The organism is Pseudomonas sp. AC252 (genome assembly GCF_979258105.1).
Map to the genome: position 1 here is coordinate 3,121,334 of NZ_OZ409837.1, position 15,138 is coordinate 3,136,471.

The following is a 15,138-nucleotide window of genomic DNA, read 5'->3' on the forward strand; positions in this document are numbered from 1 at the left end:
ATTTCGATCAGGCACGAGGATTCACTGTGAAGAACTGGACGTTGCGCCAACGCATTTTGGCGAGCTTTGCGGTGATTATCGCCATCATGCTGTTGATGGTGGTGCTGTCCTATTCACGATTGCTGAAGATCGAGGCCAGCGAAAACAGCGTGCGCGACGATGCTATCCCCGGCGTTTACTACAGTTCGATGATTCGCGGCGCATGGGTCGACAGTTATCTGCAGACCCAAGAGTTGCTCGGCCTCAAGGAAGGCCAGGGCATTTCCAGCGAAGACGCGGCGGACTACAAGGCGTTCGAGGCGCGTCTGCAAGAGCAGATGGCCAACTATCGCAAAACCATGGCCACCGATGAAGACCGCTCCGAGTTCGCCCTGTTCGAGAAGTATCACGACACCTACGTCCAGATTCAGGATGCCGTGCTGGACCTGCACAAGCGCAATCTGGAGGCCGACGCCGTCAGGATGTTCCACGAAAAACTGACCCCGGCCTGGTACACCGGGCGCATGAAACTCAACGACATCATTGGCGAGAACAAGCGCGTCGCCGACGAGGCCATGGCCAACATCGACGATGCGGTCGCAACGGCCAAAGTCAGCATGGTCATTTCCCTGCTGGTTGCGGTGCTGGCCGCCGGGCTCTGTGGTCTGCTGTTGATGCGCGCGATCATGGCGCCGATGAACCGCATCGTGACCATCCTCGACATCATGCGCACCGGTGACCTGAGTTCGCGTCTGAATCTCGATCGCAAGGACGAGTTCGGCGCGGTCGAAACCGGCTTCAACGACATGATGACCGAGCTGACGTCGCTGGTGTCCCGGGCCCAGCGCTCTTCGGTGCAGGTGACCACCTCGGTGACCGAGATCGCTGCCACGTCCAAGCAGCAACAGGCCACCGCCACCGAAACCGCAGCGACTACCACCGAAATCGGCGCAACCTCCCGCGAGATTGCTGCGACGTCGCGGGATCTGGTGCGCACCATGACCGAAGTGTCCACCGCTGCCGATCAGGCTTCGGTACTCGCCGGCTCCGGCCAGCAAGGCCTGGCGCGCATGGAAGACACCATGCACTCGGTCATGGGCGCGGCCGATCTGGTCAACGCCAAACTGGCGATCCTCAACGAGAAGGCCGGCAACATCAATCAGGTGGTGGTGACCATCGTCAAGGTGGCCGACCAGACCAACCTGCTGTCGCTCAACGCAGCGATCGAAGCCGAGAAGGCCGGCGAGTACGGTCGCGGTTTTGCCGTGGTCGCCACCGAAGTCCGGCGTCTGGCCGATCAGACCGCCGTGGCCACCTACGACATCGAACAGATGGTTCGCGAGATCCAGTCGGCGGTGTCGGCCGGGGTGATGGGCATGGACAAGTTTTCCGAAGAAGTACGCCGGGGCATGTCGGAAGTGCAGCAGGTCGGCGAGCAGTTGTCGCAGATCATCCATCAAGTGCAAGCGCTGGCGCCGCGGGTGTTGATGGTCAACGAGGGCATGCAGGCCCAGGCCACCGGCGCCGAGCAGATCAACCATGCGCTGGTGCAGTTGGGCGATGCCAGCAGCCAGACCGTCGAATCGCTGCGTCAGGCCAGTTTCGCCATCGACGAACTGAGCCAGGTGGCCGTCGGCCTGCGCAGCGGCGTTTCGCGATTCAAAGTCTGATGAGCGAAATCATCGCCAAACGTGGCGCTGCGCCAGTGGCGAAGCAAGCGCTGTTTCTGCTGTTTCGCATCGGCAGCGAACGCTACGCCCTGCGTGCCACCGAAGTGGCCGAAGTGCTGCCGCGCCTGCCGCTGAAACCGATTGCCCGGGCACCGCATTGGGTGGCCGGGGTGTTCGCCTATCGCGGGGCGGTGGTGCCGGTGATTGATCTCAGCGCGCTGACGTTTGGGCAGCCCGCCGAGGCGCGGACCAGCACGCGCCTGGTGCTGGTCAATTATCAGCCGGATCCAGCGCAAGCAGCGCAATGGCTCGGGCTGATTCTCGAGCAGGCCACCGACACGCTGCGCTGCCATCCGCAAGATTTCCAGCCTTACGGCCTCGACAACCGCGAGGCGCCGTACCTCGGTCCGGTGCGCGAAGATGCGCAGGGATTGCTGCAATGGGTGCGGGTCAATGACTTGCTCGATGACGCCGTGCGCAGTGTGCTGTTCCCCGACCCGCCGCGTGATCCGGCGCAATTAGAGGCGCAGCCATGAGTGGTGATCAGCGCTTTTTCGATTTCCTCAAGGAACGCATCGGTCTCGATGTCGCTTCGGTGGGCGCGGCGATCATCGAGCGTGCCGTACGCCAGCGCACCACGTTGTCCCAGGCTGCCCATGCCGACGAATATTGGCAGCTGTTGCAAGGCTCGCGGGATGAACAGCAGGCGCTGATCGAAGCGGTGATCGTTCCGGAAACATGGTTTTTCCGGTATCCGGAATCCTTCGCGACGCTGGGCAAACTGGCGCGAGGTCGGCTTAAAGAACTCAATAATATGCGCGCGCTGCGCATCCTCAGCCTGCCGTGCTCTACCGGCGAAGAACCCTACTCGATTGCCATGGCCTTGCTTGATGCCGGATTGCAGCCGCATCAATTCAAGGTCGACGGCATGGACATCAGCCCGTTGTCGGTGGAAAAGGCGCGGCGTGCGTTGTATGGCAAGAATTCGTTTCGCGGTCAGGATCTGGAATACCGCGAACGACATTTTTTGCCGAGCAGGACGGCCACCGAGTCAACGAATACGTTCGCGAACAGGTGCGCTGGCAAGTCGGTAATGTCCTCGATCCGACGCTGTTGGCGAGCGAGCCTGCCTTCGATTTCGTGTTCTGCCGCAACCTGCTGATCTACTTCGACCAGCCGACCCAGAAGCAGGTGTTCGAAGTGCTCAAGCGCCTGACTCATGTCGACGGCGTGCTGTTTATCGGCCCGGCGGAGGGCAGTCTGCTCGGGCGTTTGGGCATGCGTTCGATCGGCATCCCGCAGTCGTTCGCCTTCAGCCGCCATAGCGAGCCGCACCCCGAACCGCTGCCGACGCCCAAACCGGTCGCCGTGCCGGTCAGTCAACCACTGCGCGGCGCGCCGCTCCCAGCGCCAGTGCGCAATCGGCCGTTCGCTGCCGTGACGCCTTTGCCGGTGACGAAAAAACTGCCAATCCCGACGCCGCGACGTTGCTGGCCCAAATCGCTGCACTGGCCAACGAAGGCAAAAGCGCCGAGGCCCGTGCCGCATGCGAAGACTATCTGCACAGCCATGAACCGGTGGCGCAGGTGTTCTATTGGCTCGGCCTGCTCAGCGATGTCGCCGGCCTGAGCCTCGAGGCCCAGAGTTTCTATCGCAAGGCCTTGTACCTCGAACCGCAACATCCCGAAGCGCTGATGCACCTGGCCGCGTTGCTGCAGGCCCAGGGCGACACGGCGGGTGCCCGACGATTGCAGGAGCGCGCCGCCCGCAGCGGGCGCACCGCCGACAGTGAGCGTAAACGATGAGCGCGTCCGACACCTTGAACGTTACCCACGAAGACGCCCGCGCCATCGACGACTGCTGGAACCGCATCGGCATTCATGGCGACAAGTCCTGCCCGCTGCTGGAAGAGCACATCCATTGCCGCAACTGCTCGGTATATTCCGCCGCCGCCACGCGCCTGCTCGACCGCTATTCGTTGCAGCAGGACCAGCGTGAAGCGGTGGTCAGCAAAGTCGAAACCGATGTCAAAACCCGCTCGCTGCTGATGTTCCGCCTCGGCGAGGAATGGCTCGGCCTGGCGACGCGCAGCCTTGTCGAAGTCGCGCCGTTGCAGGCGATACATTCGCTGCCGCACCAGCGCTCGCGGGCCTTGCTCGGCGTGGCCAATGTCCGTGGCGCCTTGGTCGCGTGCCTGTCGCTGGTGGAATTGCTCGACCTCGGCGCCAGCGTTGCGCCGGTCAGCGGCGGGCGAATCATGCCGCGCATGCTGATCATCGCTGCCCATGGCGGGCCGGTGGTGGTGCCGGTAGACGAGGTCGACGGCATTCATGCGATCGACGAACGCATCCTCGACGCGGCGTCGCAGTCCGGTGCGCAGGCCAGTGCCAAATACACCCGTGGCGTTCTGCAATATCGCGGTCGTAGCTTGCGCTGGCTGGATGAAGAGCAACTGCTGTCCGCCGTGACCCGGAGCCTGACATGACCCCCGAGCAAATGCGCGACGCCTCTCTGCTCGAACTGTTCAGCCTCGAAGCCGAAGCCCAGACCCAAGTGCTCAGCGCCGGGCTGCTGGCGCTGGAGCGCAATCCGACTCAGGCCGATCAACTGGAATCGTGCATGCGCGCGGCGCACTCGCTCAAAGGCGCAGCGCGGATCGTTGGTATCGACAGCGGCGTCAGCGTCGCCCACGTCATGGAAGATTGCCTGGTCAGCGCGCAGGAAGGGCGTTTGTTGCTGCGTCCCGAGCACATCGATGCGTTGTTGCAGGGCACCGACCTGCTGATGCGCATCGCCACGCCGGCCAATGCGCCGCAATCTGCGGACATTGAAGCCTACGTGGCGCTGATGGGGCGTTTGCTCGATCCGTCGGCGTCAGCCGCTGTGGTTGCCGCGCCGCCGATGGCCGAGGTGCAGATCGAGCCAGCGCCGATAGTGTCAGCGCCGATGGTCGACGAGCCCGCCGAGCCGACCCCGCGCAAAAACAAACGTACTACCGAGGGCGGCGAGCGCGTATTGCGCGTCACCGCCGAACGCCTGAACAGCCTGCTCGATCTGTCGAGCAAATCGCTGGTGGAAACCCAGCGTCTCAAGCCGCATCTGGCGACCATGCAGCGCCTCAAACGCATGCAGAACAACGGCCTGCGCGCGCTGGAAAATCTCAATGTGCACCTCAAGGAGCATGCGCTGAGCCTGGAAGCGCTGGAGTCGCTGGAAGATGCGCGACGTTTGCTCGCCGAGTCGCAGCAACTGCTCAGCGAGAAAAACGCCGAACTCGACGAATTCGCCTGGCAGGCCAGTCAGCGCGCGCAAGTGCTCTATGACACCGCGCTGGCCTGTCGCATGCGCCCGTTCGCCGACGTGCTCAGCGGGCAGGCGCGTATGGTTCGCGACCTCGGTCGCAGCCTCGGCAAGCAGGTGCGCCTGGAGATCGAAGGCGAGAAAACCCAGGTCGATCGCGATGTGCTGGAAAAGCTCGAAGCGCCGCTGACTCATTTGCTGCGCAACGCCGTCGATCACGGCATCGAAACCCCGGAACAACGCCTGCTCAAGGGCAAGCCGGAAGAGGGTCTGATTCGCCTGCGCGCGTCCCATCAAGCCGGTTTGCTGGTGCTGGAATTGAGCGATGACGGCAATGGCGTCGATCTGGAGAAAGTCCGCCGCAGCATCGTCGATCGGCAGTTATCCCCAGCCGAAACCGCAGCGCAATTGAGCGAAGAGGAGCTGCTGACGTTCCTGTTTCTGCCGGGATTCAGCCTGCGCGACAAGGTCACCGAAGTGTCCGGGCGTGGCGTCGGCCTCGACGCGGTTCAGCACATGGTTCGCCAATTGCGCGGGGCCGTGGTGCTGGAGCAGACGGCGGGCGAGGGCAGTCGTTTCCATCTGGAAGTGCCGCTGACGCTTTCGGTGGTGCGCAGTCTGGTGGTGGAAGTCGGCGAAGAGGCTTACGCGTTCCCGTTGGCGCACATCGAACGCATGTGCGATCTGGCCCCGGAAGACATCGTGCAGGTCGAAGGACGTCAGCATTTCTGGCACGAAGGCCAACATGTCGGCCTGGTTGCGGCCAGTCAGTTGCTCAATCGCCCGGCCAGCCAGAACGATGGCGCTACCCTGAAAGTCGTGGTGATCCGTGAGCGCGAGGCGATTTACGGGGTGGCGGTCGAGCGCTTCGTGGGTGAACGCACGCTGGTGGTGTTGCCGCTGGACGAGCGTCTGGGCAAGGTTCAGGACATTTCCGCCGGGGCCTTGCTCGATGATGGCTCGGTGGTGCTGATCGTCGATGTCGAAGACATGCTGCGTTCGGTGGACAAGCTGCTCAATACCGGGCGCCTGGAGCGCATTGCTCGCCACGGCAATCAAGCTGCCGAAGCGGCGCGCAAACGGGTGCTGGTGGTCGACGATTCGCTGACTGTGCGCGAGCTGCAACGCAAACTGCTGCTCAATCGCGGCTACGACGTCGCGGTGGCGGTGGACGGCATGGATGGCTGGAACGCGCTGCGTTCGGAGAACTTCGATCTGCTGATCACCGACATCGACATGCCACGCATGGACGGCATCGAGCTGGTCACGCTGCTGCGCCGCGACAACCGTCTGCAATCGCTGCCGGTGATGGTCGTGTCGTACAAGGATCGTGAAGAAGACCGCCGCCGTGGACTGGACGCCGGCGCCGACTATTATCTAGCCAAAGCCAGTTTTCATGACGACGCCCTGCTCGATGCAGTGGTCGAGCTCATCGGGGAGCGCGGGCATGAGGATCGCAATCGTCAACGACATGCCCCTGGCGGTGGAGGCCCTGCGCCGAGCGCTGGCCTTCGAGCCGGCGCATCAGGTGATCTGGGTCGCCAGCAACGGCGCCGAGGCGGTGCAACGCTGCGCCGAGTGCACGCCAGACCTGATTCTGATGGACCTGATCATGCCGATCATGGACGGCGTCGAAGCCACGCGGCGGATCATGGCCGAGACCCCGTGCGCGATTGTCATCGTCACCGTGGATCGTCAGCAAAACGTGCACCGCGTGTTCGAGGCCATGGGCCACGGCGCGCTGGACGTGGTCGACACCCCGGCGATCGGCGCCGGCAATGCCCAGGAAGCGGCGGCGCCGTTGTTGCGCAAGATCCTCAACATCGGCTGGCTGATCGGCGACAAGGCACCCCGTTCGCGCCCGGCGCCGAGTTCACCGCGCAGCTCGCCGTCGCGTCAGGGGCTGGTAGCGATCGGTTCGTCCGCTGGTGGGCCGGCGGCACTGGAAGTGTTGCTCAAAGGCCTGCCGAAGGATTTTTCCGCGGCGATCGTGCTGGTGCAGCATGTCGATCAGGTGTTCGCCGCCGGCATGGCCGAATGGCTGGCCAGCGCCAGTGGCCTCGATGTGCGTCTGGCCCGTGAAGGCGAGCCGCCGCAAAGTGGCGCGGTGCTGCTGGCCGGGACCAATCACCATATTCGCCTGTTGAAAAACGGCACGCTGGCCTACACCGCCGAACCGGTCAACGAGATCTACCGCCCTTCGATCGACGTGTTTTTCGAGAGCGTTGCCAGTTACTGGAACGGTGACGCGGTCGGGGTTTTATTGACCGGGATGGGGCGCGATGGCGCGCAAGGGCTTAAGCTCATGCGCCAGCAGGGTTATTTGACCATTGCGCAGGATCAGCACAGCAGTGCGGTGTACGGCATGCCCAAGGCTGCCGCGGCGATCGATGCTGCGGTGGAAATCCGCCCGCTGGAAAAGATAGCGCCACGATTGCTGGAGATTTTCCCCAAATGAACAGCTTGATCGGCAATCCAGGCTCCCGCAGTACTCAGGTGACCGCCCATGAATGATTTACAGATCGACGACATTAAAACCGACGAGAACGCCGCCATGGTGTTGTTGGTGGATGATCAGGCGATGATCGGCGAAGCGGTGCGCCGTGGGCTGTCGAATCAGGAAAACATCGACTTCCACTTCTGCTCCGACCCGCAGCAGGCCATCGCCCAGGCGGTGCGGATCAAGCCGACGGTGATCCTGCAGGATCTGGTGATGCCCGGCCTCGATGGTCTGAGCCTGGTGCGCGAATACCGCAATCACCCGGCGACCAAGGACATCCCGATCATCGTCCTCTCGACCAAGGAAGACCCGCTGATCAAAAGCGCAGCGTTCTCCGCCGGCGCCAACGATTACCTGGTGAAACTGCCGGACACCATCGAACTGGTCGCACGCATCCGCTACCACTCGCGTTCCTACATGACGTTGTTGCAACGCGATGCGGCGTACCGAGCGTTGCGGGTCAGCCAGCAGCAACTGCTCGACACCAATCTGGTGCTGCAACGGCTGATGAACTCCGACGGCCTGACCGGGCTGTCCAACCGCCGGCACTTCGACGAGTACCTGGAACTGGAGTGGCGCCGTTCACTGCGCGATCAGACGCAGCTGTCATTGCTGATGATCGACGTCGATTACTTCAAGTCGTACAACGACAGTTTCGGCCACGTGGAAGGCGATGAAGCGTTGCGCAAGGTTGCTGCAGCCATCCGTGACGCCAGCGCGCGACCGTCGGATCTGCCGGCGCGTTATGGCGGCGAGGAGTTTGTGCTGGTGCTGCCGAACACCTCGCCGGGCGGCGCGCGGCTGTTGGCCGAGAAGCTGCGCCAGACTGTGGCGGCGTTGAAGATTCCCCATAACACGCCGACCGAAGGCTCCAGTCTGACCATCAGCATTGGTCTGGCGACCATGGTGCCCCAGGCGGGCAGTGATTGCCGGCTGCTGATTTCGGCGGCGGATCGCGGGTTGTATCTGGCCAAGAACAATGGGCGCAATCAGGTCGGGATCGAATAACTTTCCTGACGATGCAATCCACCTGTGGGAGCGAGCCTGCTCGCGAAAGCGGTTGTGCACTCGACATTGCCGGCGGCTGGCAGGTCGCCTTCGCGAGCAGGCTCGCTCCCACAGGAGATCGCGTCAGGTCAGTGTCAAGTGAATCACCCCCAGACCCGCCAGACGGGCTGCCGCGACAGGCTGTTTACGTTATACTCGCCGGCTTTCAAAAGTTCGCCAACGAGTGCTGCCCGTCATGGAAATCAACCCGATCCTGAACACCATCAAGGACCTGTCCGAGCGCTCCGAAACTATTCGGGGGTATCTTTGACTACGATCAAAAGCATGAGCGTCTGACTGAAGTCAATCGCGAGCTTGAAGATCCGAGTGTCTGGAACAAACCTGAATACGCCCAGGAGCTGGGCCGCGAGCGTGCCGCGCTGGCGCAGATCGTCGATACCCTCGACGAACTGAACGGCGGTCTGGCCGATTGCCGCGACCTGCTGGACATGGCCGTCGAAGAAAACGACGAAGGCGCAGTGGGCGATGTCGTCGCCGAGCTGGCCCGTCTCGAGGAAAATCTGGCCAAGCTGGAATTCCGCCGCATGTTCAGCCATGAAATGGACCCGAACAACGCCTACCTGGACATCCAGGCCGGTTCCGGCGGCACCGAAGCGCAGGACTGGGCCAACATCCTGCTGCGCATGTACCTGCGCTGGGCCGACAAACGCGGTTTCGACGCGACCATCATGGAACTGTCCGCCGGCGAAGTCGCCGGGATCAAGGGCGCGACCGTGCACATCAAGGGCGAATACGCCTTTGGCTGGCTGCGTACCGAGATCGGCGTGCACCGTTTGGTGCGCAAGAGCCCGTTCGACTCCGGCAACCGTCGCCACACTTCGTTCTCCGCCGTTTTCGTCTCGCCAGAGATCGATGACAAGGTGGAAATCGAAATCAACCCGGCAGACCTGCGGATCGACACCTATCGTTCCTCCGGTGCCGGTGGTCAGCACGTAAACACCACCGACTCGGCCGTACGTATCACCCACGTACCGACCAACACCGTGGTCAGCTGCCAGAACGAGCGTTCCCAGCACGCCAACAAGGACACCGCGATGAAAATGCTGCGGGCCAAGTTGTACGAGCAGGAAATGCAGAAGCGCAACGCCGCCTCGCAAGCGCTGGAAGACACCAAGTCCGATATTGGCTGGGGTCACCAGATTCGCTCTTACGTGCTCGATGCGTCGCGGATCAAGGATCTGCGTACCAACATCGAACGCAGCGATTGCGACAAGGTGCTCGACGGCGACATCGACGAGTATCTGGAAGCCAGCCTGAAATCCGGCCTGTAACACCCTCTGTGGGAGCGGGCTCGCCCGCGATCCCCAGCCGAAGGCTGGGGGCAACGAACCTGATGGAATACTTAAAGACATGAGCGACCTACAACTCGACCCGCAAGCCCTGCAACAGGAAGAAAACTCCCTGATCGCCCTGCGCAAGGAAAAGCTTGCTGCCGAGCGCGCCAAGGGCAATGCCTTCCCGAACGACTTCCGCCGCGAAAACTACTGCGATGCCTTGCAGAAACAGTACGCGGACAAGACCAAGGAAGAGCTGGCAGAGGCTGCAATCCCGGTCAAGGTTGCCGGTCGCATCATGCTCAACCGTGGCTCGTTCATGGTGATCCAGGACATGACCGGGCGCATTCAGGTCTACGTCAACCGCAAGACGCTGTCGGAAGAAACCCTGGCCGCGGTGAAAACCTGGGACATGGGCGACATCATTGCCGCCGAAGGCACCCTGGCGCGTTCCGGCAAGGGCGACCTGTACGTTGAAATGACCAACGTGCGCCTGCTGACCAAGTCGCTGCGTCCGCTGCCGGACAAGCACCACGGCCTGACCGACACCGAACAGCGCTACCGCCAGCGCTACGTTGACCTGATCGTCAACGAAGACGTGCGCCAGACCTTCCGCGTGCGTTCGCAAGTGATCGCGCACATCCGCAGCTTCCTGATGAAGCGCGACTTCCTCGAAGTCGAAACGCCGATGTTGCAGACCATTCCTGGCGGCGCTGCGGCCAAGCCGTTCGAAACCCACCACAACGCGCTGGACCTGCCGATGTTCCTGCGTATCGCCCCTGAGCTGTATCTGAAGCGTCTGGTGGTTGGCGGTTTCGAAAAGGTGTTCGAGATCAACCGCAACTTCCGCAACGAAGGCGTTTCGACTCGCCACAACCCAGAATTCACCATGTTGGAGTTCTATCAGGCGTACGCCGATTACGAAGACAACATGGACCTGACCGAAGAACTGTTCCGCGAGCTGGCGCAGCTGGTGTTGGGCAGTACCGACGTTCCGTACGGCGACAAGGTGTTCCACTTCGGCGAGCCGTTTGTGCGTCTGTCGGTGTTCGACTCGATCCTCAAGTACAACCCTGAGTTGACTGCCGATGATCTGAACGACATCGACAAGGCTCGCGCCATCGCCAAGAAGGCCGGCGCCAAGGTGCTGGGCTTCGAAGGTCTGGGCAAATTGCAGGTGATGATTTTCGAAGAGCTGGTCGAGCACAAGCTCGAGCAGCCGCACTTCATCACTCAGTACCCGTTCGAAGTGTCGCCGCTGGCCCGTCGCAACGACGAAAACCCGAACGTCACCGACCGCTTCGAGCTGTTCATCGGTGGCCGTGAAATCGCCAACGCCTACTCCGAGTTGAACGACGCCGAAGACCAGGCCGAGCGCTTCATGGCTCAGGTGGCCGACAAGGACGCCGGTGACGACGAAGCCATGCATTACGACGCCGACTTCGTTCGTGCGCTGGAGTACGGCATGCCGCCAACCGCCGGTGAAGGTATCGGCATTGATCGTCTGGTGATGTTGCTGACCAACTCGCCGTCGATCCGCGATGTGATCCTGTTCCCGCACATGCGACCGCAAGCGTAAACGTTTCAGTTAAAAAGCCGCCTAAAACAGGCGGCTTTTTATTGCCTGTCTGGTACAAATGTATCAATTGGTTAATTTGGAATTAGTAGAGGAAGTGCTGTCGTGATGGGTGCAATAGCTCAAGAAGGTGCAGCGGGTATCGCCACTGCGGTCGCTGAAAGTGTTCAGTACCAGGGCCGCAAGGCCAGCCGACAGGGCAGTGAGCAGCGTCGCCAGGACATTCTCGACGCCGCGATGCGCATTGTCGTGCGCGACGGCGTGCGTGCCGTGCGCCATCGTGCGGTCGCGGCGGAGGCCGGCGTGCCGCTGTCGGCAACCACGTATTACTTCAAGGACATCGATGACCTGCTCACCGATACCTTCGCCCAATACGTTGAACGCAGCGCGGCGTACATGGCCAAGTTGTGGATCAATAACGAAGGCCTGTTGCGCGAAATGGTGGTCAGTGCCGACGGCAGCCCGGAGTCGCGCTCGCAACTGGCCGATGACATTGCGCGATTGATGGCCGATTACGTGCATCGGCAACTGATCAACCGCCGTGAGCATCTGATGGCCGAACAGGCGTTCCGCCAGGAAGCGCTGCTCAATCCGCGTCTGGCCATTCTGGTGCGCTCTCACCAGCAGATTCTGTTGCAGGGCACCTGCCAGTTGTTCCAGGTACTGGGCTCGCGTGAACCGCAGCAGGATGCCAAGGTGTTGACGGCGATTATCGGGCGGATGGAATATCAGGGCCTGCTCAATGACGCCGAGCCATTGGCCGAAGAGGACATGCTCGGGATCCTGACGCGGTATATGCACCTTGTATTGGCGTCGGTCTAGCGTTTCACGCTACACCCCGTGGGAGCGAGCCGTTGATGATCGTTCCCTCGCTCCGCGTGGGAATGCATCCTGTGACGCTCTGCGTCACGCAGCAAAAGGGACGCGGAGCGTCCCGGGCGACGTTCTCACGCAGAGCGTGGGAACGATCAAAAGACTGAGTTTCAGCACGTCACGTTTTCTACAGGAGTTTCGGGTGGACGATTACCAGCAGACGATACGCATGTTGTCCGATCGCATTGTGCTGGCGCAGACGCCGATCCGCGTGCTTGATGCGGTCAAGTGGGACGACAACGTGCGCAAGGGTTTCCTCAAGGCCAAAGGCAAGGAAATGCCGGCGGTGGATCGCGACTACTACCTCAACCGCCCGCTGTCGTTCGATTCGAGCCAGGTCAAACTGGAATTCCAGAACATCGAGCGCGACATCACCCGCCAGCTCGGCCAGTTCAACCCGGTCGGGCAGATCATGCGGCGCATGTGCAAGGAATACCGCATGGTGGTGCGCATGCTCGAAGCGCGCGGCACCGAGGACTTCGGGCTGATCTCGCAGGAGCTGTACGGCGCGGCGTCCGATGCCTTCCACGCCGGTGATCCGACCCTCGCCGACCTCGGCCTGATGATGTCCGACTACCTGAACAACATCGACGGGCGCGGCGATCTGAAGGATGAGCCGAAAATCCTTACCGCCAAGGACGCGGTGCACCTGCTGCAAACCCGCTTGAACAAGGTGTTTGGCGAAGCCGAAGAAACCATTCGCGTGTTCGAGTCCGACGGCATCGTCGCCGACGCTGCGGCGGGCGCCGACTACATCAAGATCCGCACCGATGCGCTGTTCAACAACCGTGACGTGCGCGCACTGGAGGTTCACGAAGGGCTGGTGCATGTCGGCACTACGCTCAATGGTTTGAACCAGCCGATCTGCACGTTTCTGTCGAAAGGTCCGCCATCGTCGACCGTGACCCAGGAAGGTCTGGCGATCCTGATGGAAATCATCACCTTCGCCTCCTACCCGAGTCGCCTGCGCAAACTGACCAATCGCACCCGCGCGATTCACATGGTCGAGGAGGGCGCGGACTTTTTGCAGGTGTTCGAGTTCTTCCGCGAGCAAGGCTTCGAAATGGCGGAAAGCTATGGCAACGCCAGTCGGGTGTTTCGCGGTTCGACGCCGACCGGTCTGCCATTCACCAAAGACTTGTCCTACCTCAAGGGCTTCATCATGGTTTACAACTACATTCAGTTGGCCGTGCGCAAGGGCAAGCTTGAGCAGATCCCGCTGTTGTTCTGCGGCAAGACCACCCTGGAAGACATGCGTACCCTGCGCCAACTGGTGGATGAGGGGCTGGTGGTACCGCCGAAGTATCTGCCGGATCAGTTCCGTGACTTGAATGCGTTGTCGGCGTGGATGTGTTTCTCCAACTTCCTCAACCATTTGAGCCTGGACCGGATTGAGGCGGACTATTCCAATATCCTTTAACCCCAACCCGTATATCCCCTGTGGGAGCGGGCTTGCTCGCGAAAGCGGTCTGACATTCAAAAAAGGTGTCGACTGACACACCGCGTTCGCGAGCAAGCCCGCTCCCACATTTGATCTGCGTTGGTCTCACGTTTTTGCGAGGTTTCACCGGATGAGAATCCTCGGCATCCTTTGCCTGCTCTTGACCCTCGGCGGTTGCAGTTCGCTGCTGTTCTACCCTGAACCGGGCCAGATCTTCACCCCGGACAAAGCCAAGCTCGAATACCGCACCGTCACGCTGGTCACCGCGGATGGCTTGAAGCTCAACGCCTGGTGGCTGCCGGCCAAACCTGGGGTCGAGGTCAAAGGCACGGTCCTGCATCTGCACGGCAACGGCGGTAATCTGCCGATGCATCTGGGCGGCAGTTGGTGGTTGCCGAAGAACGGCTATCAGGTGCTGCTGGTGGACTATCGCGGCTACGGTTTGTCCGAAGGCAAGCCGAGCCTGCCGGCGATCTATCAGGACATCGACGCGGCGTTCGCCTGGCTCGACAACGCGCCTGAGGTCAAAGGCAAACCGCTGGTGCTGCTCGGGCAGAGTCTGGGCGGCGCGATGTCGGTGCATTGGCTGGCGCAGCACCCGGAGCGGCAAAAACAACTCAAGGCCCTGGTGCTCGATGGTGTGCCGGCCAGTTATCGCAGCGTCGGCCAATTCGCCCTCAGCACTTCGTGGCTGACCTGGCCATTGCAAGTGCCGCTGTCGTGGCTGGTGCCGGACGGCGACAGCGCGATCAATTCAATGGCGCAGCTGACGGGCGTGCCCAAGCTGATCTTCCACAGCATCGACGATCCGCTGGTGCCGATGGCCAACGGCATTCGCCTGTATCAGGCAGCGCCGCCGCCGCGCGTGTTGCAGCTGACCCGTGGTGGTCATGTGCAGACCTTCGGCGACCCGGTGTGGCGGCAGGTCATGCTGCGCTATCTCGACGATCCGGAACACTTCGACGGCCTGCGCCGCCTCGGCGAAATCCCCAACTATCCGCCGCCTCCGAATTCTGCTGATGAGACCCCGCAATGACTGAAGAACGTAATGCCATCCCGCTGATCATCACCGGTATCTGCAGCATCCTCGGCACCGTCGGGGCGCTGTGGTACTACGGCTACCTGCACTTCGCCAAACCCGAGGATGCGCTGCTGCTCAACGAATTCACCATGCTCAAGACCGTGCCCGGCGAGGACTACAAAGTCTCGCTGACCCCCGCGCCGCAAGTGGCGCAGTGCATTGATGGCGTGCTGGTGCTGTTCGATACCGAACAGAAAGGCCTGACCGGGGTGCTGGTCAATGCGCAGAAGAAAGCGGTGCGGTGTATGGGCGAAGAGACCCCGCAGAAGCTTGAGCAGTAACTCCATCAAATGTGGGAGCGAGCCTGCTCGCGAATACGGTTTCACCTTCAACATTGATGTGTATGACACTCCGCTTTCGCGAGCAGGCTCGCTCC

At 61.7% G+C, this 15,138-nt stretch carries 11 protein-coding genes and 2 pseudogenes; all 13 read left to right on the forward strand.

Annotation, left to right across the window (positions count from 1 at the left end):
• Positions 1–26 precede the first annotated feature (26 nt).
• The 13 genes and pseudogenes from ACZZZ4_RS14140 to ACZZZ4_RS14200 all read left to right on the forward strand — a co-directional run bounded on the left by ACZZZ4_RS14140 (position 27) and on the right by ACZZZ4_RS14200 (position 15,043).
• The gene (locus ACZZZ4_RS14140) at positions 27–1,649 is read left to right on the forward strand and encodes a methyl-accepting chemotaxis protein (RefSeq protein WP_463548062.1); all 1,623 of its coding nucleotides are present in this window, start codon (positions 27–29) and stop codon (positions 1,647–1,649) included.
• Positions 1,649–2,185: a chemotaxis protein CheW gene (locus ACZZZ4_RS14145; RefSeq protein WP_415763541.1), complete on the forward strand. Its 537-nt coding sequence runs from the start codon at positions 1,649–1,651 to the stop codon at positions 2,183–2,185. Before ACZZZ4_RS14140 ends, ACZZZ4_RS14145 begins: the two co-directional genes overlap by 1 nt.
• Positions 2,182–3,454 (forward strand): annotated as a pseudogene (locus ACZZZ4_RS14150) (CheR family methyltransferase). The gene ACZZZ4_RS14145 and the pseudogene ACZZZ4_RS14150 overlap by 4 nt, the downstream one beginning before the upstream one ends.
• Positions 3,451–4,134, forward strand: a complete 684-nt coding sequence (locus ACZZZ4_RS14155) for a chemotaxis protein CheW (RefSeq protein ID WP_463548063.1) — start codon at positions 3,451–3,453, stop codon at positions 4,132–4,134. The pseudogene ACZZZ4_RS14150 and the gene ACZZZ4_RS14155 overlap by 4 nt, the downstream one beginning before the upstream one ends.
• Positions 4,131–6,386 (forward strand): annotated as a pseudogene (locus tag ACZZZ4_RS14160) (response regulator); the annotation flags it as partial. The gene ACZZZ4_RS14155 and the pseudogene ACZZZ4_RS14160, both read left to right, overlap by 4 nt.
• 10 nt (positions 6,387–6,396) lie before the next feature.
• A complete protein-coding gene (gene cheB / locus ACZZZ4_RS14165) occupies positions 6,397–7,407 on the forward strand; it encodes a chemotaxis response regulator protein-glutamate methylesterase (RefSeq protein ID WP_039762407.1) in 1,011 nt (336 codons plus the stop codon).
• A gap of 48 nt (positions 7,408–7,455) precedes the next feature.
• Positions 7,456–8,457 carry a response regulator gene (locus tag ACZZZ4_RS14170; protein ID WP_415763538.1) on the forward strand — a complete coding sequence of 334 codons (1,002 nt, stop codon included), beginning with the start codon at positions 7,456–7,458 and terminating at the stop codon, positions 8,455–8,457.
• A gap of 235 nt (positions 8,458–8,692) precedes the next feature.
• Positions 8,693–9,788 (forward strand): peptide chain release factor 2 gene (gene prfB, locus ACZZZ4_RS14175; protein WP_099758102.1). Its coding sequence is split into 2 segments (ribosomal slippage): positions 8,693–8,764 and positions 8,766–9,788, totalling 1,095 coding nucleotides; the frame shifts between segments, so codons are not numbered across the junction.
• Between the two features lie 79 nt (positions 9,789–9,867).
• A complete protein-coding gene (lysS, locus tag ACZZZ4_RS14180; protein ID WP_310406697.1) occupies positions 9,868–11,370 on the forward strand; it encodes a lysine--tRNA ligase in 1,503 nt (500 codons plus the stop codon).
• A 105-nt stretch (positions 11,371–11,475) separates the two neighbouring features.
• Complete coding sequence (locus ACZZZ4_RS14185) at positions 11,476–12,189, forward strand: TetR/AcrR family transcriptional regulator (RefSeq protein ID WP_056783159.1); 714 nt, start codon at positions 11,476–11,478, stop codon at positions 12,187–12,189.
• A gap of 220 nt (positions 12,190–12,409) precedes the next feature.
• A complete protein-coding gene (locus tag ACZZZ4_RS14190) occupies positions 12,410–13,660 on the forward strand; it encodes a flavohemoglobin expression-modulating QEGLA motif protein (protein WP_415763965.1) in 1,251 nt (416 codons plus the stop codon).
• A gap of 151 nt (positions 13,661–13,811) precedes the next feature.
• Entirely contained in the window at positions 13,812–14,717 is a 906-nt protein-coding gene (locus ACZZZ4_RS14195; RefSeq protein WP_415763536.1) for an alpha/beta hydrolase, read from the forward strand.
• The gene (locus tag ACZZZ4_RS14200) at positions 14,714–15,043 is read left to right on the forward strand and encodes a hypothetical protein (protein ID WP_039762415.1); all 330 of its coding nucleotides are present in this window, start codon (positions 14,714–14,716) and stop codon (positions 15,041–15,043) included. Before ACZZZ4_RS14195 ends, ACZZZ4_RS14200 begins: the two co-directional genes overlap by 4 nt.
• Positions 15,044–15,138 lie beyond the last annotated feature (95 nt).